This is a genomic window from Neptuniibacter sp. 2_MG-2023, from assembly GCF_030547495.1.
GTDB lineage: Bacteria > Pseudomonadota > Gammaproteobacteria > Pseudomonadales > Balneatricaceae > Neptuniibacter.
Genome location: NZ_JAUOQC010000001.1, coordinates 297944 through 321150, shown reverse-complemented (window position 1 = coordinate 321150; position 23207 = coordinate 297944). Strand labels below are relative to the sequence as shown.

The following is a 23207-nucleotide window of genomic DNA, read 5'->3' as shown; positions in this document are numbered from 1 at the left end:
CCTCAAATCACGGGAGGCTGAGCCTTTACTTTTCAGGGTAATGGCTCGGCTCTTTACTTTTATGGTTACCGAACTTCATTTAATTGCCAATTATATTGATCATCAAAAATGCTTTGTACCGTTGATAACTGATGCTTGAGAGGTTCTTTAGCGTACTGTTCTAAGTGTTTAATTACCTGAGTGTCATCGCCTCCAAAATCCTCTTTAAACCAGTTGTAAATACTTGATACGATCAACGTACCGTCTTTGATTTCTACGCCTCTTGGATGGTTGATAAAAGCAGTTGCTGCTTGTTCTAGCTGTTGTTCCATGTTTTCTGCTGTATAAGCTTGTGTGCTTAAATTTGGGCAGCCAAGGGATGCACAGTTAACGGCATAATGGGTTCTAGGATCTTTCCAAATAGGGCGAAGAATTCGATGCTCTATATCGTTGAGACTTAACGGTTGCTGCTCAACACTAATCAGTTCTTTCTTCCATGGCCCTCGGGTGAATAAGCCTGAGAGTTTGATATCCATAATAGATTTGACGGGGTAGTGGTCGAGTACCACATCAACGGTCAGTGCATTGTATAAGTTTATCCAGTAAGCCCGCTGTTGATTACGATTATATTGGCTAATGGGTAGGGCTGTGAGTGTAGCAATATAGCTTTTTAGGGCCTGTTTATCCGCTGCTGTTACGCTCGCATATTTGAGGGTATTAATACCCTTTACGGCGGTATTGCTGTTGCTATTTGTTTCTACATAGGTTGAAAGAAACTGATTCCATGGATTATGACTAATAACCATCTTGCTCTGTGGATCGTGCTGCAACCAGTATTCCCAGAGCTCTGACTTTGGTGCGGCATAAGTGTTTATGGAAAGTGTGGTGGTTAGGGCTACTAGGCATAGTAGCGCTGTCTTTATGAATCTCATGGGGTGAACTCTTCTATTTAACTATTCATTTGTACTTAAGACTCTATTTTGATGACAAAATTCAAAATTTTTTAATGATTTTTTATAGTCTGTCACTAGGTAGTAGCTGTTATTAGTGAATTAATCCATGATCTTTAATGTGACTTGGTGGTATTGGTTTTATACTTAAACGAAGTTATTTTGATAAAGAGGTGAGTAATGGCGTTGTATCAAAAGGGGATAGTGGCTGAGGCGAATCGTTCAGCACTTTTTTTAACGTTAAATCAAACGCGCAACGAAGGTGCTAAACAGCGTGTTAAGCAGGTCTTAGCGGATGTTACAGCGCTTGAGGAAAAGTATAACCAGTTAGAACCTGAGGCGGGGTTGTGCTTAGTGGCGGCGATAGGCAGTAGTTATTGGTCACAAATCATCGATACTGGGGCGCCGGCGGAGTTAGCTGCGTTTCCTAGTTTTGAAAATGGTGAGAATGTTGCACCTAATACGCCGGTGGATCTGCTTTTCCATATACGCTCAGAAAGGAAAGATCTCAATTTTCAGCTAGCACGGGAGCTCTGTGCTGAGTTAGGGGATGCGGTTCAGGTAGTTGAGGAGGTCGATGGGTTTAGATATTTTGATATGCGCGACTTCACCGGTTTTGTCGATGGAACTGAAAACCCACAAGGTGATGATCGAATAGGGGTTGCCGTTGTTGGAGAGGAAGATCAAAACTTTGCGGGTGGTTCCTATATTCATCTGCAGCGTTATGTTCACAATATGGCCTATTGGAATAAACAGCCGGTAAAAAAGCAGGAAGAGACATACGGTAGAACAAAAGAGGATAATGTGGAGTTCGCCTCTACAGATAAGGCACTTACGGCTCACACTAAAAGGACGTCCTTAAAAGACAGCGATGGAAATTCTATTGAGATTCTTCGCCATAGCATGCCCTATGGTGATACACAGGAGTGTGGGCTTCTTTTTGCGAGTTACTGCTGTACGCCGAAAAACTTTACGCTCATGTTAAAAAGTATGGTGGAAGGGGATGGTGAAGGTCATACCGATCACCTGTTAAAATATACCCGAGCGGTAACTGGGCAGGCATTCTTTGCGCCTTCACGTGTGTTTTTAGAAAATATCAACGGATAGAGTATTTAGGAGAATTGTAGTTTTACTACATTCTGTTTATTTATTTGTCTGTTTTTTGTTCTATTTCTTGCAATTTGTAGGATTTGTACTAGGGTGTCAGTATAAAAATTACAATACGGGTCAGAGAATAAAATGCAGACGGATATACATGTACGCACTATCGCTATTTTAGCGGTAGATGGCGAGAATTATGAAGTAAATGGGTGCTATCAGGGACAGCAGCGTAGAGCGAAGTGGTACAACGTATTTAAAAGCAGTGACCATGAAGTGCATGCGGATCATTTAGAGGTGTTCCCTTCCCATGCGGATATTCGGAAATTGCTTAATTAGGTAGTTGTTAGTAATTAAGCGATCGTAGATATCTTTGAAATGATAGTAAAAAGCCGGATCTGTTATCTCATCCGGCTTTTTTGTGTCTGCAAGTGTGCTACGGCCGTTTTATTTATTGAACCGATTCGTTATCGCTGAACATGCCTTCAAATAGGGCAGAAGATAGGTAGCGTTCACCGGAGTCCGGTAAAATAACGACTATGTTTTTATTGGCGTGTTCTGGTTGTTCTGCCACACGCATAGCTGCACAAACCGCTGCGCCGCAAGAGATGCCTGCCATAATACCTTCTTTTTCCATTAACAGTTTAGCGGTTGCAATTGCATCTTCATTGCTGACTTGTTCGACCTGATCAATCAATGCCAAATCTAGATTTTTAGGCACAAAGCCAGCGCCAATCCCTTGGATTTTGTGGGGAGAGGGTTTTACGGTTTCGCCATTAAGTGTCTGCGAAATAACGGGTGAATCAACCGGTTCTACCGCAACAGAGGTGATTGCTTTACCTTGCTGGTTTTTAATATAACGGGATATGCCGGTAATGGTTCCGCCGGTTCCTACACCTGCAACAACAACATCCACCGTACCATCGGTGTCGTTCCAGATTTCAGGACCTGTTGTTTTTTCGTGGATCTCCGGGTTGGCTGGGTTCTCAAATTGTTGCAGCATGATATGAGTATCAGGGTTTTTATCTACAATCTCTTGTGCTTTATCAATAGCACCTTTCATGCCTTTTGCTGGTTCAGTTAAGACAATGTTGGCGCCGAGTGCCTTCATGATTTTACGGCGTTCAAGGCTCATGGAGGATGGCATCGTAAATATAATATCGTAACCACGGGAGGCTGCTACGAATGCCAGCGCGATACCGGTATTGCCGCTGGTGGGTTCAACCATAGTTATCCCTTGTTTAAGAACGCCGCTTTTTTCTGCAGACCAGATCATGTTAGCGCCAATACGACATTTTACAGAACCTGCAGGGTTGCGGGACTCAATTTTACCGAAAATATTTAGCCTAGGAGCGAGGCGCTTAAGATGTACTAGCGGCGTATTACCAATGGTAAGGGAGTTATCTTCGTAAATTTTCATTTTGCTACCCTAGAATCCTTTTGATGGCCTATATATCTAAAATGAATATAAGCGCTGATTTTTATGTTTGATTGATAATATAAGTTTTAGCGTAGAAGCATATATTGTATCAAGTGGTTTTTAGATGAAGTTTTTCTCCATAAGATTACCGGTAGTTGATATTATGGCTTTTTAATTGCTGGATGTTGTAGTAGGAGAAGGTTATGCGCTTTATTTCGAGGCTGTTAGCGCCGCTTGTTTTTGTGGTCGCTTATGCTTTATTTCGTTCGTCTATACAGCAAAAATCCCTTAAAAAACACAACTTCGTTATGAAACTGTTTCGCTTCTGCGCTGATAATGGTCATAAAAAAGCATTGAGCGTTTATGGGCATCTTTTGCACTTTAAAGGGGATGGTATACAAAACCGGATTCAGGGTGGAATATATTTGCAACAAGCTGCGGAAAAGGGTGATGAAAAAGCGCAGTATCAGATGGGGCGTATCTTTGAGAATGGATATGAACATTATTTTCAGCCGGATGCTGAAAAGTCGCTAAGTTTCTACACTAAAGCGGCGGAGCAGGGACACCAATTAGCTATAAAACGTTTAGTCGATACTTATGCTCAAGGAGAGCTAGAGCAGGTAGCTGATCCCCTTAAAGCCGATTATTGGCGAGCGAAGCAGTCGCTGTTATAAAAGGCGGTTTTACCCTTAATGACGCTTTGATTGTTTATAGTGCGTGATAAATGCATCGAAGGCTTGGGTCAGCTGTGTGGCAGGGCTAAGTTCATCGCACAGCTTTAGCAGTTCGATGATAGTTTCTGCTGTACATAAATGATCCGTGTCGGGATTTCGCCTTAGGTCATATCTACTGGGTGTTTTGGGATCAAAGGCTAGAAGAGGTAATTGATCTAACCAAGGGCTTTTTCGGACAATTTTTCGGACCTCCTTCCATGTGCCATCGGGCACAATAATTAGGGTTTCACGCCCAGTATTCAATTTTATTTCCTGTTGCCGAACTTTAAGTTCTTCCCTGTCGGCGGGAAAGAGTAGCCAAGCATCAGTGTTTTTATCTTCGATCTGTTGGATTAGCTCGAGTGGTGGTTCATTTCGTTTCCACAGATAAGCTTGGGTGTTTTGAATGGTATTTAAGATGATCTTGCTAGTGGTAGTGGGTCTTGAGGGTTCGTTCTCGTGGAGAAGGAGCACAAGCTTTACGCGACTGGTTGTAGGGTTGCTCTGGCTGCAACAGCACCAGTTTGAGATAAGGCCGCAGCCAGAGCAGTAATGAGTCAGCAAGGCTTATCGTTTCTCCATCTTAACGTGGAAGCGAAGAACCTTTTCTCCTTTTGCAGGGACTTTTATTTTCCATTGGGCACTGCCGCCAAGTACTTTTTCGAACTCGATGTTGCTGCTTTCCATCTCCCAAACGAGAGGGAAGTTTGCCGTCATAACTAAATCCGCAGGGGTGGAGCGGCTGTTAGTAATGCGAAGTTCTTGTCCCACTTTAAAACCATTAAACACTGTGCTGAAGTGGATCTGTTTACGGTGGATCGATAGGTCAAAGGCTTTGCCTTGAGTTACTTCGACTTCATCCCCTTCCCCTGTATGGTTGATACTGCTGCCGCCCATAAACTGAAGTTGGCCTTTGCTATCAGGGCTGAAGGTTCTGATTTTTCCTGCCGGTAGCGGCATACCTAAGTGAGATTTTTGATCATTCAAAAATTTGAGGGTTAAGTTAGGTTTAACGCGATGCTGGTTACGTTCCAGTGTTGGGTAAACCAAAAATTCATAATCATAACTACGGCTGACGGGCACTTTTTCTGCGGTGAGGAAGGATACCTGTTTTACTTGGCCATTTAATAGATCTACTTTGCGCGGCAAACTAAACAGATGGAAATCGCCAATGCTTTCTCCGCTTAGTGATTTAGGTGCGGCGGCTCCGCGAGCCATTACCATATTAGAGAAATCTTCTTGCAGTGCGGTTGCATGGCGAGCGCCTGGATTATTTAAGTCTCCTGCCACTAAAGAGATCTGAGCGTCTTTAAAATCAGTACCAGTGTTGTTTGTTAGGCTGGCTAAACCATCAAGGGTGACTTGTGTGCCCGCTTCGTTAAGCGTCATAACGTAATCCATGTCCCAACTTAATCCGCTCGTTAGGTAGCTTATACCTGTTAGTTGGGCTTTAGATGTGCCAGACGAACGGAAACTTACGCTTGGTTTAGCTAGTAGTTGGCTTGGCAGGTTTGGAAAAATAAAACGCCAGCCGTTATTTAGAGGGATGCTTTCAAAACTGTTATTACGTTTAATCAATGCGCGGCTGCCATCGATGCTCAGCAATTTCACTGAGCTGATAATCTCTTTTCCGGATACGGGATTTAAGCGTGCAAGTTTTAGCTCTTTGCCAACAAAATGTTGCAGTAAATTCTGTTGGTTAAGCAGGTTGGTATTCAGGTTTTGCTCAAGTATTTTACCGGCATTGTCTATGCGTAAGCTTTCGACTTGTAGCTGTTTGCTTACATCTTCAAGGGTCACCGATTGTCCGGTTTTTAAAGGGGGTAATTCGCGAGTTTCACGGACTAAACCTAAATTTTGGTTGTATAAGGTTAGGTCGATAGATTCTCTCTGTTCAGAGCTTATCTGTAATGTAGTGGCTTGCGCGGATAAAACGGTGAATCCCGCGAGGCAAAGAGCAAGACTGATTTTGTTAATTGGCATATGGAATATTCCCTGAGAACGAGTCCCTAATCTATCAATGTTAGAATGAACCTAGGCTTTCTGGTTGTTGCTCTAAAGCGTTCCGTTCTTTATTCAAAGTCTAGTGCGACTCTAAAGCCCCAGCTGTTACGTTTTGAGTCTACTGGATGTCGGTAGCGGCTGGCGGGTCGAATTAAACGATCAATCTCAAACCAAGAACCCCCTCGCATAACTCGGCTTTCACAAACTTTTTCCGTATAAGCTGAGCCATTTCTAGGTGTTGTTTTGTAGCTGTTGGTGTAACAGTCTGCCACCCATTCATCAACATTTCCTGTCATGTCGTGTAGACCCCAATGGTTAGCGGGGAAGCTGCCGACTGGGATAGGCTTAACGCCATCAAATTCGCTACCGCATCCGGAACAGACTGCCATGTTAGGTTTGAGTTCATCCCCCCACCAGTAAGTGCTCAGGGTTCCAGCTCGTGCCGCGTATTCCCATTCTGCTTCGGTTGGGAGGCGATAAGGATGGCCTGTCTCGTGGCTAAGCCATTCGACATAGGCAGAGGCGTCCCGCCAAGTTACATTGATTACTGGCTGGTTGCCTCGGCCCCAGCCTTCATCGTCAGGTAGAGGACGTTTAGTTGCTTTGGCGAAGGTATCGTATTCAGCAAAAGTCACTTCAAAACGTGATAAGGCAAAAGGTTTACGGATTTTAACAAGATGCACAGGTTTTTCGTTATCGTCTCCAATCCCTGCTTGATCACCCATACGAAATTCGCCGGAGGGTAGTAACACCATCTCAGGGCCGTAGGTTGTGTTGTCGATCTGATCTTTAAAAATTTGTTGGCCCGGTGTGTCAGGTTCTGCTGCTTTTAGCATTTTCTGGGCAGATAATAATTTTTGTTCAAGTAATGAGTTGTTTTGTAATGCGTCGTTTAGCTCTTGCTCGGCTCGGTTTTGTATCTCTTGTTGAGCTTGTAGAGAGTCGTACATTTGCTGTAAAGCTTCTTGTTGTTTGGCTATTTGTAAAGTTTGGAAGTCTTTTTCTTTAAAGTTGATTAACTCTGAGACAGCCCAGCCTGATAGATAACCAGCAATAAAAATACAGCAGCCGATCAGTGTATAAATTACAAGCTTGGGAGGTGCAGTTAATAGCTTTATCGATCGTTTAGCTGTGCTTTTTAGCTTGTCTTTTATAGATGAGGGTGAGCTATTCTCGTCGTCTGTTTCACTTTCCATTGCTGCGTTAGGTTGTTCCTTTACTGACTCATCGTTGCTTTCTTCTTCAGTCTTGGGTGGGAAGATAGCCTTCATTAACTCTGTGCAGCTAGCGAAACGTTCCTCGGTATCAGTGGAAAATGCTTTTTGGAGCTCTTCCCATTGTTCATCGTCTAAATCTGTTGGTTGTTCTAACTGCTTCCGTACCCGATCTGCTTCCGACTCATTGACATCAAAGGGGGGCTTGCCGGTAAAGACTTCGTAAATGATAGCGGCAAAAGCATATACATCAGTTTTGCGTGTCAGTTTGCCCGGATGGAAGGCTTCAGGAGATTGATATGCTTTGTAGCTGGGAGGTGCTGGTAGTAGATCTGCAATTGATTCTAGTGCTTCTCTTAAGGCAGATAAGGTCAGTTTAACCCCGCCTTTACGATTTATATAAATAGCATCAGGCGATAAACATGCGTGTGGGCTTCGTAGTTTTTGGAAGTTCATATCGACAGCGTAAGCGACCTGTCGGAGTAGACCTAGCCGTTGAGCTAGTTGAAGCTGCTGTCCCGCTTTAATGAATCCGTTAAGTGTTAGGCCATCCAGTTTTTCATAGGATAGGAGTAGTAGTCCGCCTTTGTGAGGGAAAAACCCATAGCATTCTGCGATATGTTTATTTTGCAGTTGTTTGCTTAGAGCTGCATGCTTTTTAATCCCTTCGGCAAAACTGGTTTGTTTTAGGAGGGTGGGGTTGATAATCAAGAGGGTAACAAGCGGATTACCGGCAACATCAATATCCTTGGCCTGCCATAGTTGGCCAACAAGGTGTGTTGAGCTATTACCTATCAGTTGAAAGCGGTGATGCTCAGGCCCCAGTATAGTGCCTTCCTGTAACGACTGATAAATTGAATCTGCAGTATCACTCATGGAAAATTAAAACCTATCCTTAGTTTTCATACGCTTATCATCGATAAGAGTGTAGCAATAAGTCAGTAGCTAATAGTCTGGTGCTGAGTTGGATAAGAGGTTTATTAGCTAACCAATGAATTATAAAAGAGTAAGCCCATAGTTCAATAATGGGCTTATTTCTTTGTCATATATAGGACTTATAGCAAGGTCAGGCGCTTTTATATAGAGGTATCTAAGTGGGGGAAGCTTTTTACTAGTTCATCCACCGCTTTCATTTGCGCTAAATAAGGTTCCAGTGTGCTGAGAGGAAGAGCGCAAGGGCCGTCGCATTTAGCTTGATTTGGATCTGGGTGAGCTTCTAAAAAGAGCCCTGCAATACCTTGCGATAAACCTGCACGAGAAAGTTGCGCAACCAGTGCTCGGCGGCCACCGGCGGAATCGGCGCGCCCACCAGGCATTTGCAATGCATGGGTGGCATCAAACATGACTGGATAGCTGAACTCTTTCATTATGGAGAAACCGAGCATATCCACTACTAAGTTGTTATAGCCAAAGCTTGAACCGCGCTCGCAGAGAATGAGTTGATCATTACCGGCTTCTTCGCATTTATGCAAAATGTGTTTCATCTCTTGAGGTGCGAGGAATTGTGCTTTTTTTATGTTGATTACTGCATTGGTTTTAGCCATTGCTTCAACAAGGTCAGTCTGACGAGAGAGGAAGGCTGGTAGCTGGATAATATCGCAAACTTCTGCAACAGGAGCGGCTTGATAGGGCTCATGCAGATCGGTAATTAAGGGAACGTTAAAGGTTTCCTTAATTTCTTGTAATATTTTTAGGCCTTCATCAAGGCCAGGGCCACGAAAAGATGTGAGAGATGAGCGGTTGGCTTTGTCGAAAGAGGCCTTAAAAACGTAAGGGATGTTGAGTTTTGTCGTAACTTCCACGTAGTGCTCGGCAATTTTCATTGCTAAATCACGGGATTCTAAAACATTCATACCACCAAATAGCACCATAGGTTTGTCATTGGCTATTTCAATGTTTGCGACCGTTATGGTTTTTTGCTGCATAGCTATCAATCGTCCATCATCACTGGAAAAGAAGCATTATAACCCTATCTATAATGACAACAACTGATCTAGTTGTTATGAGTCGACTGGATCTTCTACGCAGGGGAAAAGATGCGCATATTTTCCTATCCACTCCAAAGCTGCATCTTGATTGGAGATTGTGCGCCCCTCAACCTTGAGTACATGGTTGCGATAGCGTTGTATGTAGCATAGTTGTTCAAGCATACGAATTCTATTTAGAGCATCAGAACCATTAAATGTGATGCCTAGTTCGTAGCCATTAGGTGTGTTTTCACAGCTATCAATTGTTCCACTTACTTCCAGTTGTGATGCAATGCTGGGTATTTTTATGGCGATAGCTTCACCTGAGTGGAAAGGTTTTTCTGAGTGGCAAACTAATTGGAGTTGAGATGTATCAGATATAGCCTGATGTGACTCTTGTAAATCAAGTTCTATAGGAAACTCATCTGGATGGCGGATAAACATTTTTTGCTCGCCCATGACAAACACCTTGATCAACATTGTCAGCGTAGTTGTTGATAGCAACCCTACGCGATTAATGAACCTGCGGTTTCTTTAAGGTTTAGACCGAAAACAATGTAATCGTTCAAAAACCTAGCAGGACTTCTTCATGTATTCCACTTATAGTATCGACCATAATGGAGGAGTTTTAATAGTAAATTCTTTTTTTATAAGAGATTTATGGTTTTAAGTTGAATGGGAGAGCGGGCAATGAGCGATGTTGAGTCTGACAAGTTAATGTTGCTGGAGACTAATTGTAGAAATTTACAGCAAGCAAATAGTACCTTATTACTCTCAACTTTGGGGGAGGATTTTCCAGAGATTAGCTATGCGCCTTTTGTGCGTGATGAGGAGGGGAGTTTTTATATTTTCATTAGTGAGCTGGCAACCCATACACAAAACCTATTACGTAACCCTTTAGCCTCTGTGATGTTTATTGCGGATGAAGAAGGAAGCCGGAACTTATTTGCTCGCGAACGTCTGACGTTTAAATGTGAAGCCCATGAAATGCTCTCGAGTGAGAGTCATTATCCATTGCTGCTCGATAAGTTAGAAAAAAAGTTTGGTAATGTCGTTGGTATGTTAAGAAGTTTGCCTGATTTTCACCTTTTTTGTCTCCGGCCTATTGAGGGGCGGTATGTGGTTGGCTTTGGTAGTGCTTACGTGGTTAAGCCGAAGACAGGTGAGCTGGAACATATATCAGAAGCTGTGTTGAAAAAACCTTAGCTGCCAGTGTCGCAAAGGATTCTTGGTTCTTTCTGTTATCACTCTATTGATAGCGACGCTTTAGAAAGAGCCACCCTCCATCAACTCTACAATAATTGTTTTAACTAAGAAGGCTGCTAAGCCTAAACCAAGCGCAAAAAATAAGATGATGGTGCCAAACTTACCTGCTTTCGATTTTTTTGCTAAGTCGTAGATAATAAAAAAGATAAAGCCTGCAAAGACAACTAGACCTATATTCAGTGCAATATTTTCAATTTCTGCCAAGCGCATATAGCTACCTCATTGCTTAAGCTAAAAAGTGGGCCCAAATTATATAATAAAGATAGTGTGAAGGGTACTTGGGTTGACTTCGGTAGCTAAATAGGGTCAGTGCTATAAACCTGAATAAGTTGTTTGATCAAGGTTTAAATATGGTGATTGCTCTGATAAATTACACTAAAAATAGTGCATAAAGATCCAGCAAAAAGATTGGGGAAATACATTATTTTTTGCTTGCTTTTGGCACGTATTTTGATGCTACTTTTTTGATTAATTTTTTTTTAAAAAATGTCATCTAGGTGGTTATGTAATGGATTCGCTGTAAGCCCCGTTATATGGATGTTTTAGCATTTATTTGATGGTTCCTACACCCTCCAAAGCCCAAAATCAAGTATTGCAATAAACACTGGGATCACTATATTTAGTGTCTTGAGCCATTGTCGCTACTACATGTTGTGTCTGGCTGGATAAATAGAGTAGAAAAGCTGAGAGCTGCACTATTATAGGCTCCGCTTTTTAAAGGGATGATTTTTTGCCCCATTATGAAGCGTAATACAGCGTACTAACTAACAATTATAAAGTCTTCAAATTGGAAGGTCGCATGCAGCAAGATCTGATGGTAACGAAAAGGGATGGACGCCAAGAACTGGTTGATCTGGAAAAGATTCATAAGGTTGTTATCTGGGCTGCGGAAGGACTAAATGCCGTATCACCTTCTGAAGTAGAATTAAAAGCACATTTACAGTTTTTCGAAGGTATGCGTACTTTCGATATCCACGAGACACTTATTAAGTCCGCTGCGGATTTAATCTCAGAAGACTCTCCCGATTATCAGTATTTAGCCGCACGTTTAGCTATTTTTCATCTGCGTAAACGTGCCTTTGGCCAGTATGAGCCTCCTCACCTGTATGCCCATGTTAAAAAACAAGTTGAAGACGGGCGTTATGATAAGCATCTGCTAGAAGATTATTCAGAAGCAGATTGGGATGTTCTTAATGGCTACTTAGAACATAAGCGTGATATGAACTTTTCCTATTCAGCTGTTAAACAGTTAGAAGGGAAGTATCTTGTACAAAACCGAGTTACCGGTGAAGTTTACGAAAGCCCACAGATTCTTTATATGCTGGTGGCGGCTTGTCTTTTTGCCGATTATCCAGCTGATACACGTTTGGATTATGTCAAACGTTTCTATGATGCGACGTCTTTATTTAAAATATCACTGCCTACTCCAATTATGGCTGGTGTACGCACGCCAACACGTCAGTTTAGCTCTTGTGTCTTAATTGAATGTGGCGATAGCTTAGACTCAATTAATGCTACGTCTGCATCGATTGTGAAATATGTTTCTCAGCGTGCAGGTATTGGTATTAATGCGGGTCGTATTCGAGCTCTAGGTAGCCCGATTCGCAACGGTGAAGCCTATCACACGGGTTGTATACCTTTTTACAAGCATTTCCAGACTGCGGTTAAATCCTGTTCACAGGGTGGTGTTCGTGGTGGAGCTGCGACGCTGTTTTACCCTATTTGGCATTTAGAAGTGGAATCACTTCTGGTATTGAAAAATAACAGAGGCGTTGAAGAAAACCGTGTTCGCCATTTAGATTACGGTGTGCAGATTAATAAGTTGATGTACACCCGCTTGATCAAAGGCGGTGATATTACACTGTTTAGTCCCCATGAAGTGCCAGGTTTATATGAAGCATTCTTTGCTGATCAAGATGAGTTTGAACGCTTGTATGTTAAGTATGAAAACGACCCATCCATCCGTAAAGAAACCATTAAAGCGGTTGAACTGTTTGGTATTTTAGCGGCAGAACGTGCACAAACGGGCCGCATCTACATTCAGAACGTGGATCACTGTAATACACATAGTCCGTTTGATCCGGCTGTCGCGCCTGTTAAACAATCCAACCTATGTCTTGAAATCGCATTGCCAACTAAGCCTTTGCAGCATGTAAATGATCCAGAAGGTGAAATTGCGCTTTGTACTTTGTCTGCTTTTAATTTAGGTGCTCTTAATGACCTTAGTGAGCTAGAGAATCTTGCTGATCTGGTTGTACGCGCCTTAGATAACTTATTGGATTATCAAGATTATCCGATTCCTGCGGCCCATACATCGACAATGAATCGCCGTCCTCTAGGTGTAGGTGTGACTAACTTTGCTTATTATTTAGCGAAGAACGGTGTTAAGTATTCAGATGGTTCAGCTAATGGTTTAGTGCACAAAACATTTGAAGCAGTACAGTACTTCCTGCTTAAGGCTTCCAATGTATTGGCTAAAGAACGTGGTGCGTGTCCAAAATTTAATGAGACAGTTTACTCGAAGGGTATTCTGCCTATTGATACCTATAAGCGTGAAGTGGATGAGTTCTGTGAAGAGCCGTTACATTACTTCTGGGAAACCTTACGCGAAGATATACGTGAGTTTGGCCTGCGTAACAGTACTCTAACGGCGTTAATGCCATGTGAAACTTCCTCTCAGATTACTAATTCGACAAATGGTATCGAGCCACCGCGTGGTTACGTTTCTGTGAAGGCAAGTAAAGATGGGATCATGAAACAGGTTGTTCCTGGATATACTGAGTTGCGTGAACAGTATGAACTACTTTGGGATCTTCCTAATAATACAGGCTATCTACAGTTGGTGGGGATTATGCAGAAGTTTGTCGATCAATCGATCTCTGCAAATACCAACTATGATCCTTCCCGTTTCCCAAATGATAAAGTGCCGATGAAGCAGTTGTTACAGGATTTATTGACGGCTTATAAATACGGGGTTAAGACTTTGTATTATCACAACACGCGCGACGGTGCTTCAGATCAAGCGGATGATACTGGGTGTGAAGGTGGAGCATGCAAGCTTTAATCCGCATGCATTCCCCGATCAGATAGGTAGAGCTCGCCTGTAATCCTTATATTGCAGGCGCCATAATTATAAAATTTCAGGAACGAATATATCGATGGCGTACACCACGTTCAGTCACAGTACTCATGATGCAACTAAAGAACCGATGTTTTTTGGCCGAAGCGTCAACGTTGCTCGATATGACAAGCAGAAATATCCAATTTTTGAAAAGTTAATCGAAAAGCAGCTTTCATTTTTCTGGCGTCCTGAGGAGGTAGATCTATCTACTGACCGTAAAGACTTTATAAATATGCCGGAACATGAAAAGCATATCTTTTTGAGTAACTTGAAATATCAAACCTTGCTAGATTCTGTACAAGGGCGCTCACCTAATATTGCATTTTTGCCTGTTGTGTCTTTGCCCGAGCTAGAGACATGGTTTGAAACATGGGCATTTAGTGAAACGATCCACAGTCGCTCTTATACTCATATTATTCGTAATATCATTACTGAGCCTTCAGAGGTTTTTGATGAGATCGTAACGAATCCCGAAATTATTCGCCGCGCTGATTCCGTTACACGTTTATATGATGAGTTTATTAACCTTTCCAGTGCCTACAGTATTCATGGCGAAGGTTTGCACACCATTAATGGTAAAGTGTTTGACACCTCGTTACGCAATTTGAAGAAAAAGCTTTACCTAACTTTGGTCTCTATCAATGTACTTGAAGCGATCCGTTTCTATGTAAGTTTTGCCTGCTCTTTTGCTTTTGCAGAGCGAGCTATTATGGAAGGTAACGCTAAAATTATTAAACTGATTGCTCGTGATGAAGCACTTCATCTAACGGGGACTCAGCATATGTTGAATATTATGGCATCTGGTGCAGATGATCCTGTATTTAAAGAGATTGCGAAGGAATGCGAGCCTGAAGTTTATGGGATTTTTAAAGAAGCTGCCCAACAAGAGAAAGATTGGGCAACATACTTATTCCGTGAAGGTTCAATGATTGGTCTAAACGCTAAAATCTTATCGGACTATGTAGAGTACATTACAAATGTTCGTATGAAAGCGCTGAATTTAGAAGAGATCTTCCCTGCTTGTCAAAACCCACTCCCTTGGATGAATGCTTGGTTGGTGAGTGACAATGTTCAGGTTGCACCGCAGGAAGCAGAAATAAGCTCATACTTAGTTGGTCAAATTGACAACGAAATGGGCGATGATGATTTTGACGGCTTTGATCTATAAGGACGTATTACATGGCTGGCCCATCAAGGATCAAAGTTAATAACCACCATACTTTTTATTATCAGTATGAAACTACGTTGTTGGATGCGCTTGAGGTTCAAGAGATACCTGCACCTTACAACTGTCGTGGCGGTTATTGTGGTTGTTGCAAAGTGCGCTTAATCGAAGGTGAAGTTGAATATGTGCAAGAAAGCTTACTAGACCTTCAGGATGATGAAATTCTAACTTGCTGCTGTATTCCTAAAACGCATATAGAACTAGAACTGCCGGAAGACTGATTTTAGCCTTCACGATTATAATTTTTTAAGTTGTCATTTATTTAGCGGTGTTACTCTCGGGTTTCACCGTTTTTCTCGTTTCTTTTGCACAGGCTAAAAAATAAACTGTCAAGTGTGCGGGTCTTACTTTTAAAAAATAGATAAATTTTTATTGATTTGTTTAACTTGTTGAAATTAAAGGTTTAATTTTTGTTGGATTAAAAAGTAAACGATTAGCTCGAAGCAAGGTAATTTGTGTGTTTGAGCAATCTACCCCAAAACTATGCACTAAGTTATCCACAGTATGTGTGGGTAAACGGTTTATAGGTTTTTGCGTGAAATATTCATACCCGAGGCTGTTTTTTGATCCTGATGCTACCTAGGATTACGCCCTTTTCCTTCAGGATAGAGGGTATTTTAGTGACCCATTTTTTGATGGTTCGATCTGTCCTATGGGTATTTTCACAGGGCGTTTCTCTAAACGTGTGTTGATACTACAAAAACAGGTACTACAAGTAACGGGAGAGGCGTGGCTGAATTTTTTTAGTCAGCTGCCTATTTTATTAGCGTTACGGTGTTGTGTCGTGCGTTAGGTGTAAGCTTTATTCGCTATACATTATTGGTGTGGATAATGGCATGTAGCGGTTGAATTTTCTATATTATTGCGATGTTACGCTCTAAGATCATAGGGTGCATAGTCGCGGTGCAATGGAGGCTAGGGTCGCTATCGGTGTTACATTTTTGGTATGAAATTGATGGGTTAATACCAGTAAAGTTGAGTATTTTTCATGCATAACTGTAAAGAATTATTGAGTTTTTTGGTTAAAAGAGTAATCTTTGTACTCGATACTCATAAGGACGTTCCTTCTTTTTAACAACCTTGTTGTTTTTTGTAAAGTTTGCTCAGTCTGCACAGGAATTTAAGGATGAAGTTCCCCTCAAATCAGGTTCTGGTTTTTTTTACCTTCTTTATAAGTCTAAATTTGTTTTCTCCAGCCGTATCTAGTGCTGCACTAATATCGCAAGGTTTCACTGATCTATCCAGTACGGCAGAGAGAATGACTTCGTATATTCATCAAGAGCGTTTCCTGATAACGGATGACGGTGTACAGCATTTATTAATTAATGTGGGTAACCGTGATGAGGAATCTAAAGGTGCCCTTGCTTTAATGGTTAAACATAAGGGGCAGGCTGAGTGGGAAGAGGTTATTGATCTCAATTGCAGTAATTCTGAGTCCACGGCGGACATGGTACTAGATAAAAATTATCTCCATATTGTGTATAGCTGTGACAAGCAAGTGTGGTACTCACGTTTAAGCTATGACGTTTTGACCTCTACGTGGTGGAACTTAAAAACACGTCGTATTTTTAAGGACAGTATTCAAACACCGAGTGCCCCTACCATAGCGATGGGATCAGATCGAACCTTACATGTAGTCTTTACCCAAACAAGCCTGAATAATGTTGTGCAGCTGGTTGGTTATTCAAGTGGTCACCCGTTATTGAAATGGATGTCTACAGAAACGTGGGGCCATAGAAATAAGCGACCTGCAAAAGCCGGACGCATATTAAGCTTAGAAACCGGTATGGGGTTAATTTATACGGATGTTTCTGAAGAAGATGGTATAGCACATAGCACGTTGAATTTTGTTAAAAAAAATAAAGATGGCTCTTGGACGACGCCTGTTGTATTAGAGTCAACGGGGACAAGTTCTGATGACCCTTATGGAAGTCATTACAGTGCAATGGTTGATGAGCAAGGTAATATCCACCTTGTGTGGCCTGTTGAAAAACGCTTAGTTTATTATCGTTTTGATGGGGCTACTGCGGAGTGGAGCGCTAATTATATTTTGGGTAACCCACATCAAGCGACGTATAGCCAAGTTGCTAAGCACAGCGATGGACGTATATTCCTCATCTTTAACGTAGGGGAGCAGCTACAGATGGTGGAAAGTAGTGATTACGGCCTTACGTTTAATCATACAGCTTTCCTTATTCATCCCACGGGCGATCCCCTCTATGATTGGGCGCAGCCGCGAGTAGAAACACCTGCTGTGTTTTCGGGTACGTTAGCGGTGTTACAGCAGTTGTCGACAGTATTGACTGACACAAAGCCTGTCATTGAACGGCTGTACTTATTTTCGGTCACGCTATAACTACTAGGTTTGCACGTTGTTAAGTTAGTTAACCTGATGCTGAGCTATGCTCTTATGGCTTAGTGGGTGTTGATTCTAATGCGCGTAAATCTATTAAATTCATTTTCTCTGTATCTACATTAGATGGTTTTTGTATTTGGGGCTTTGTAACGTCAATTGTCCATTGATATGCGCTTTAATTAATAAATGTACCGATCAATTTTGATTCGAATACAGATTAAAGCGTTAGGAGGTATTAGATGTTTTGCAAAAATATAGTAATCCAGCGATTGATCTTATTATTTAGCTTTCTCAGCTTGAGTGTTTGTGTGACTGGGCAAACATCTACAGATTATGGGACTAGTGATATAAAAACATTTAAAAATATATCCTACGGTCCTGATCGAGCTAATAAGTTTGATGTCTATACACGTGATGGTTTAAGTAATGCTCCTGTTGTTTTTATGGTGCATGGTGGTGCGTGGAAAATGGGTGATAAAGAATCAAAAAGCGTAATTCAGAATAAGTTAGAGCGTTGGCTCCCTGCTGGATTTATCTTTATCTCGGTGAACTATCGTTTATTACCTAGAGCTACAGACCCTGTGCAGCAGGCGGACGATGTACGTAACGCGTTAATCTATGCTCAAAATAAAGCTAAAAGTTGGGGTGGAGATCCAGAAAAGTTCATCTTAATGGGTCATTCTGCCGGTGCTCACCTTCTTGGTTTAGTATCATCTTCTATCAGTGCGCACAAAGCGATGGGTGGTCAGTCTTGGTTAGGCACCATTTTGTTGGATAGTGCTGTGTTAGATGTACCTACTATTATGGGTGCAAGACATTATGGCTTTTATGACGATGCCTTTGGTGCAAGTTCAGATTTTTGGGTTAAGGCATCGCCTTTACATCAGTTGAAATCAGATGCACCACCTTTCTTAATTACTTGTTCTTCAAGCCGTAAGGGGGCATGTACTCAAGCTAATGCCTTTGCTGCTAAAGCGAGTTCGATAGGCGTTAAAGCCTCTGTGGTTAGTAAGAAGTTATCCCATAAAGAGATGAATGAGACTTTGGGTGATAATAATGACTATACATCTAAGGTTGAAGCTTTTATGAGTGGCTTAGATGCTAATGCGAAGGCGATGATTATGAGTGAGCCAGCGATTACCGCTGAAGAACCTCGCAAAGGATTGTTGCAGCGCTGGAGAGAGAAGCGCCAAGCTGCGCAATAATCTGTTTCTTTTTCGCATCATAAAAAAACCAGACATAAAATGTCTGGTTTTTTGTTTTTAGGCTGCTGGTTCAATCTTAGTTTCTCTATCTAGTTTTAGGATTTCCTTGTTATCAATAGGCTTATCATTGGGCCCATCTGTACAGGCTTTTTGTAATGAGAGTGAATATCTAATAGATAAAGGGTTGAGGTTTAATGTGTCAGTACTTAAAACGCTGCGTTGTTGAGAAGAGATAAGGTAAAATAAGATTCAAATGATTTTCTGGATGGTTTCTACCTGAATGAGCGATGTAGCCTCTTTTTCTGATTTAGCTTTGTGTCCTGAACTGCAAGCAACCTTGCAGATGCTTGGTTATAAAAAGCCAACGCCGATTCAAGCAAAGGCGATCCCACTGGTTTTACGAGGTGAGGACCTTCTTGCGGAGGCACAAACGGGTACGGGGAAGACAGCGAGTTTTGCCTTACCTATTATTGAGATGCTTAGCAAGACGGCTCCGTCACCTGAATACAGGCATGTTAGAGCTTTAGTGCTTGCGCCTACACGAGAGCTCGCTATTCAGGTTGGTGATAGCACGCTGGAATACGGGCAGGCTCTAGGCATGCGAGTGATCTCTATCTATGGTGGTGTGCGGGTTGATAATCAGATTCGAAAACTAAAACGTGGGGCGGATATACTGGTCGCAACTCCCGGTCGTTTATTGGATCTTATTCAGCAAAAAGTGATTAGCTTAGCTCATTTAGAATTTTTGGTTTTAGATGAAGCAGATCGTATGTTGGATCTAGGTTTTATCGAACCGATTAAGAAAATCATGGAGTATGCGGCAGAGCCCCGCCAAACCTTGTTGTTTTCTGCTACCGCTGACGAAAGCATCGAAGTGCTAGCTGATTTTTATCTCAATAACCCCAAAAAAGTCAAAGTAAATCCCCGTAACTCGACGGCGAGTCAGATCAAGCAGTTTGCATATGCGGTTGATAATAGTGATAAAGCCGATGTGTTGAGTTACTTAATTAAAGAGGGTAAATGGGGACAGGCTTTAGTATTTGTTCGCACTAAAAAGCGGGTCGATGAAGTAACTGATTACCTGAAAAAAGAGGGAATCGATGCAGCGGCTATACATGGGGATAAAACCCAGCGGGAAAGAATCCGCATGTTGGGTGAATTTATCTCAGGGGAGCTGCAGATTTTAGTAGCTACAGATGTGGCTGCCCGTGGTCTTGATATTGAATCTCTGCCTCATGTAGTGAACTATGATCTACCTAATGTTCCTGAAGCTTATGTACATCGTATTGGCCGTACAGGACGAGCGGGGGAGAAGGGTGAAGCTATCTCCTTAGTGTCCCCAGCTGAGCGCGAATTTTTGAAACGAATAGAAGGGTTGATTAAGCAGAAAATAAAACTACGCCCAGTTCCTTATATAGAGAATGGAGCTTTTATCGAGTCCTCTGAAAGTTTAAGGCCTCCTAAGAAAAAGCGTTCGAAGCCACAGCGCAATAAAGACAAATACCCGCCACAAGAGAAGTATGAAAGCACATTATCTGTCAAAGCGGTAAGACCTTCTTTGTTTAAAAAATAGCCATCAATATCGGATTGAATTTGCTCTTATTCACTGGTCTAGTGGGGATGTGTTAGATTGTGAACATATTTCTATAGCCCCTGTTAATAGGGCTTTTAAGCGTTATCCCCCCAAGCAATGCACAGAGTTATCAACAGAAAAAATGGATAACTCTTTATTGTTTCTTAGGGTTATTCTTCCGCTTGGTTTATCTTTATGTCGGCGTATAATGCTCGGCTTCGCAATATAGTTTTATAGAGTGGTGTAAAGAATGGCAGAAAAACTAGAGTGGGAACCGGCAGCCAAGGAACGAGTTGATGCAGCGCCTTTTTTTGTACGAAAACTTATTCGCCACAAGGTTGAAAAAGCAGCGCGGAATAATGGTTTAACTAAGGTAACGGTTGAGCTACTTGATCAAGTTAAACAAAAACAGATGGATTCACAGAGCAAATAATCGCCCCTAGTCCGATCTCTATTTTACTCTAAATAGAGTGACTAAGGGTTTCTATCGGGTGGCTATGCCAATCTATTGAATGGATAGCCCCTATTAAGCAGCGTAGTGTATCCTGACCACAGCGCTTTAGTGCTTGCTTACTCCTCAGCCTTTACAGGTGTTAGATTTTGCGCCAGTACCTCTTCACCAAACCAGCTAAGGTTCTCATGAAGGGAAACAACCTCTCCTACAATAATTAATGCGGGAGCGGGTAATTGGGCTTTCTCTTGTAGCTCAGGTAATGTGTCTAACGTGCCTGTTAAAACCTTCTGATCTGCCAATGTCCCACGGGAAACAATCGCTGCTGGTGTATCTCCAGGCTTGCCATGTTCGATAAGTTTTTTGCTTAGAATCGGTAAGGTATGAAGACCCATATAGAAGACGACAGTTTGATTAGGATGAACCAGTTCGTGGAAGTTTAGATCGGTAGTGCGGTTTTTGAGCTGACCCGTAACAAACTTGACCGATTGCGCATAATTTCTATGGGTTAACGGAATGCCTGCGAAGGTGGAACACGCGCTCGCTGCGGTTATACCGGGTACAACTTGGAAAGGGATGTTATTAGCTTTAAGGGTTTCTAGCTCTTCACCGCCACGGCCAAAGATAAAGGGGTCACCTCCTTTTAAGCGTACAACTCGTTTCCCTTGTTGTGCATGGTTTACCAATAGATCGTTGATACCTTCTTGAGGCAGGGCGTGGTTATCACGTTTTTTACCAACAAAGATAAGATCAGCATCGCGTCGGCAGAGATCTAATACGGCCTCAGAGACAAGAGCATCGTAAAGCACTACATCGGCTTGCTGCATTAAACGTAAAGCTTTAAAGGTGAGCAGCTCAGGATCACCTGGCCCCCCACCTACAAGATAAACTTCGCCGACTTGGTGATCAGGGTCATCATGTGCGATTTTATTTTCTATGAGCTCTATAGCTTCAGCATCTCGGCCAGCAAATACCTTTTCAGCGATTTGTCCTTGTAGAACGTTTTCCCAAAAGACGCGGCGATGATTCACCGTACTGAACTTTGCTTTTACACGATCCCGGAAATGATTGGCAATGCTTGCTAGTTTGCCGTAAGACTTAGGAATCCATGTTTCTAAGCGCGCTCTTAACAGTCTTGCAAGTACAGGGGCGCTACCCCCAGATGATATACCTATCACGACTGGAGAACGGTCAACGATCGCTGGGAAGACAAATGTACATAGTTTTGGGCTGTCTACGACATTGACGGGTAGGTTGCGATCAACCGCATCAAAATGCACGCGCTCATTTAGTTTTTGGTCATCGGTTGCGGCGATTACAAGAATCTTATCTTTAAGTAGATCTGCGTGGTATTCGCCTATAATGGATAGCCCTGAGGACTCATCCAATAGTTGTTGGAGTTCATCGCATACATGGTGGGCTATGACCGTTACACTCGCACCTGATCGACAAAGCAGGCGGGCTTTGCGTAAAGCTACATTGCCGCCGCCGACGAGTAGTACATTTTTATCAGTGAGTTTGAAAAAAAGAGGTAAATAATCCACAAATGTTACTCCAGCATTAAAGCAGATTCTCAGTCTCTATAGTTTAACAGTAGAAGCCAAATTAGGGGTTATCAAACTGAGAGACTCAATGGAGAATACGAAAATATATAGTATAGGGAAGATGCTGCATGGGGTCTTTATATAATCTAATAAGATATTGTTATTTTTACTGCTGTATTCATAGGAGCAGATGGGTTTATTAGATTTAAGCTGTTATTAGCGAACTGTAAGATATAAATCTGCAACCTATCTAATGATAGAGCAGCGTCTTTAAATTTAAAGACGCTGCAATTTTGTGAGTTGTAAGATAGGTGCAGAATGGTCTCCTGTCCAAGTCAAACTCCGTTTGACCTAGAGCCGGTTTAATTCTTAAAATTCAAGGGGGTAGCTGGGTGTAAACCACATTCGCGATTTTCAGGGTTTTCCCACCACCAGCGACCCGAACGAACATCTTCACCCATAGATATGGCACGGGTACAAGGTGCGCAACCAATACTCGGATAATGTTTATCGTGTAGTTCGTTGTAAGGAACGTTGTTGGCTTTTATATAGGCCCAAACTTCTTTTTCTGACCAATCAGCTAGAGGGTTGAGTTTGTGCATATTATTGCCTTCATCCCACTCTTCAAATTGAATCTCGTCACGGGTTACAGATTGCTCGCGGCGTAAACCTGTAATCCATGCTTTTTTGTCTGCTAAAGCGCGTTTTAGCGGCTTGATTTTACGAACAAAGCAGCAGCCTTTACGCAGGGCTTGTGATTCATAAAAAGCATTGACTCCGTTTTCAGCAACAAAGCCTTCCACATCCGCAGATTCTGGGTAATACACATCAACCTTTAGGTTGGGGTAGTGGGCTTGAACATCCGTCAAAAGTTTAAGCGTTTCTTCAGGTAGGCGGCCTGTATCTAGCACGAAGTTTCTGATGTTAGGGCAGTTTTTGCTGATTAAATCAGCGATAACAACATCTTCGGCGCCAAGACTGTTAGCAAAGACAATTGAACCATCATAGTCGCTTAAGCCTTTGTTGAGTAAGGCCGCTGCTGCGATGACTTTGCTTTGTAATTCGGAACTGATTTGTTCACTCATGATAGGGACCCTCACCGTCACTATTATTCGGCCAAT

General features: G+C 42.2%; 21 protein-coding genes. 11 read left to right on the top strand and 10 right to left on the bottom strand.

Annotated elements, in window-relative coordinates:
- Positions 1 to 65: 65 nt before the first annotated feature.
- Positions 66 to 911 carry a DUF547 domain-containing protein gene (locus Q4486_RS01465; RefSeq protein WP_303517806.1) on the bottom strand — a complete coding sequence of 282 codons (846 nt, stop codon included), beginning with the start codon at positions 909 to 911 and terminating at the stop codon, positions 66 to 68.
- A 198-nt stretch (positions 912 to 1109) separates the two neighbouring features.
- Here Q4486_RS01465 and Q4486_RS01460 point away from each other — a divergent pair, with 198 nt between their 5' ends.
- The gene (locus Q4486_RS01460) at positions 1110 to 2036 is read left to right on the top strand and encodes a Dyp-type peroxidase (RefSeq protein WP_303415999.1); all 927 of its coding nucleotides are present in this window, start codon (positions 1110 to 1112) and stop codon (positions 2034 to 2036) included.
- A 132-nt stretch (positions 2037 to 2168) separates the two neighbouring features.
- Positions 2169 to 2366: a hypothetical protein gene (locus Q4486_RS01455; RefSeq protein WP_067862320.1), complete on the top strand. Its 198-nt coding sequence runs from the start codon at positions 2169 to 2171 to the stop codon at positions 2364 to 2366.
- Between the two features lie 112 nt (positions 2367 to 2478).
- On the opposite strand, the gene cysK is transcribed toward Q4486_RS01455, so the two are convergent.
- Entirely contained in the window at positions 2479 to 3447 is a 969-nt protein-coding gene (gene cysK / locus Q4486_RS01450) for a cysteine synthase A (RefSeq protein WP_303517804.1), read from the bottom strand.
- A gap of 203 nt (positions 3448 to 3650) precedes the next feature.
- Here cysK and Q4486_RS01445 point away from each other — a divergent pair, with 203 nt between their 5' ends.
- The gene (locus tag Q4486_RS01445; protein WP_303416001.1) at positions 3651 to 4121 is read left to right on the top strand and encodes a tetratricopeptide repeat protein; all 471 of its coding nucleotides are present in this window, start codon (positions 3651 to 3653) and stop codon (positions 4119 to 4121) included.
- A 15-nt stretch (positions 4122 to 4136) separates the two neighbouring features.
- Here the strand turns inward: Q4486_RS01445 and Q4486_RS01440 are convergent, their stop codons facing one another.
- From Q4486_RS01440 to Q4486_RS01420, 5 genes are all read right to left on the bottom strand, one after another.
- Entirely contained in the window at positions 4137 to 4724 is a 588-nt protein-coding gene (locus Q4486_RS01440; RefSeq protein ID WP_303517802.1) for a tRNA-uridine aminocarboxypropyltransferase, read from the bottom strand.
- Between the two features lie 3 nt (positions 4725 to 4727).
- Positions 4728 to 6143 (bottom strand): DUF4139 domain-containing protein, encoded by a 1416-nt coding sequence (locus Q4486_RS01435; RefSeq protein WP_303517800.1) that lies wholly within the window; start codon positions 6141 to 6143, stop codon positions 4728 to 4730.
- Positions 6144 to 6232: 89 nt separating this feature from the next.
- Positions 6233 to 8254, bottom strand: a complete 2022-nt coding sequence (locus tag Q4486_RS01430) for an SUMF1/EgtB/PvdO family nonheme iron enzyme (RefSeq protein WP_303517797.1) — start codon at positions 8252 to 8254, stop codon at positions 6233 to 6235.
- Between the two features lie 200 nt (positions 8255 to 8454).
- Complete coding sequence (kdsA, locus tag Q4486_RS01425) at positions 8455 to 9303, bottom strand: 3-deoxy-8-phosphooctulonate synthase (RefSeq protein ID WP_303416006.1); 849 nt, start codon at positions 9301 to 9303, stop codon at positions 8455 to 8457.
- 75 nt (positions 9304 to 9378) lie between these two features.
- Positions 9379 to 9804 carry a hypothetical protein gene (locus Q4486_RS01420; RefSeq protein ID WP_303416007.1) on the bottom strand — a complete coding sequence of 142 codons (426 nt, stop codon included), beginning with the start codon at positions 9802 to 9804 and terminating at the stop codon, positions 9379 to 9381.
- A 231-nt stretch (positions 9805 to 10035) separates the two neighbouring features.
- Between Q4486_RS01420 and Q4486_RS01415 the strand changes: the two genes are divergently transcribed.
- Positions 10036 to 10551: a HugZ family protein gene (locus Q4486_RS01415; protein WP_303517794.1), complete on the top strand. Its 516-nt coding sequence runs from the start codon at positions 10036 to 10038 to the stop codon at positions 10549 to 10551.
- 60 nt (positions 10552 to 10611) lie between these two features.
- Here the strand turns inward: Q4486_RS01415 and Q4486_RS01410 are convergent, their stop codons facing one another.
- Positions 10612 to 10821 (bottom strand): DUF2788 domain-containing protein, encoded by a 210-nt coding sequence (locus Q4486_RS01410; protein WP_067862302.1) that lies wholly within the window; start codon positions 10819 to 10821, stop codon positions 10612 to 10614.
- Positions 10822 to 11410: 589 nt separating this feature from the next.
- On the opposite strand from Q4486_RS01410, the gene nrdA reads away from it, so the two are divergent.
- From nrdA to Q4486_RS01375, 7 genes are all read left to right on the top strand, one after another.
- On the top strand, positions 11411 to 13675 hold the full coding sequence (gene nrdA / locus Q4486_RS01405; protein WP_303416009.1) for a class 1a ribonucleoside-diphosphate reductase subunit alpha: 2265 nt from the start codon (positions 11411 to 11413) through the stop codon (positions 13673 to 13675).
- A gap of 73 nt (positions 13676 to 13748) precedes the next feature.
- Positions 13749 to 14900, top strand: a complete 1152-nt coding sequence (gene nrdB, locus Q4486_RS01400) for a class Ia ribonucleoside-diphosphate reductase subunit beta (protein ID WP_231867914.1) — start codon at positions 13749 to 13751, stop codon at positions 14898 to 14900.
- 11 nt (positions 14901 to 14911) lie between these two features.
- Positions 14912 to 15178: a class I ribonucleotide reductase maintenance protein YfaE gene (gene yfaE / locus Q4486_RS01395; RefSeq protein WP_303416010.1), complete on the top strand. Its 267-nt coding sequence runs from the start codon at positions 14912 to 14914 to the stop codon at positions 15176 to 15178.
- Between the two features lie 1037 nt (positions 15179 to 16215).
- Positions 16216 to 17313, top strand: coding sequence for a hypothetical protein (locus Q4486_RS01390; RefSeq protein WP_303517791.1), 1098 nt, complete (start codon positions 16216 to 16218; stop codon positions 17311 to 17313).
- Between the two features lie 239 nt (positions 17314 to 17552).
- The gene (locus tag Q4486_RS01385; RefSeq protein WP_303517789.1) at positions 17553 to 18518 is read left to right on the top strand and encodes an alpha/beta hydrolase; all 966 of its coding nucleotides are present in this window, start codon (positions 17553 to 17555) and stop codon (positions 18516 to 18518) included.
- 280 nt (positions 18519 to 18798) lie between these two features.
- Positions 18799 to 20091, top strand: coding sequence for a DEAD/DEAH box helicase (locus Q4486_RS01380; protein WP_303517787.1), 1293 nt, complete (start codon positions 18799 to 18801; stop codon positions 20089 to 20091).
- A 250-nt stretch (positions 20092 to 20341) separates the two neighbouring features.
- On the top strand, positions 20342 to 20524 hold the full coding sequence (locus Q4486_RS01375) for a PCP reductase family protein (protein WP_067862288.1): 183 nt from the start codon (positions 20342 to 20344) through the stop codon (positions 20522 to 20524).
- A gap of 137 nt (positions 20525 to 20661) precedes the next feature.
- Here the strand turns inward: Q4486_RS01375 and cysG are convergent, their stop codons facing one another.
- Together cysG and Q4486_RS01365 are read right to left on the bottom strand one after the other, a co-directional pair.
- A complete protein-coding gene (gene cysG, locus Q4486_RS01370; RefSeq protein WP_303517784.1) occupies positions 20662 to 22086 on the bottom strand; it encodes a siroheme synthase CysG in 1425 nt (474 codons plus the stop codon).
- Positions 22087 to 22448: 362 nt separating this feature from the next.
- The gene (locus Q4486_RS01365) at positions 22449 to 23171 is read right to left on the bottom strand and encodes a phosphoadenylyl-sulfate reductase (RefSeq protein ID WP_303416016.1); all 723 of its coding nucleotides are present in this window, start codon (positions 23169 to 23171) and stop codon (positions 22449 to 22451) included.
- Between the last annotated feature and the right edge of the window lie 36 nt (positions 23172 to 23207).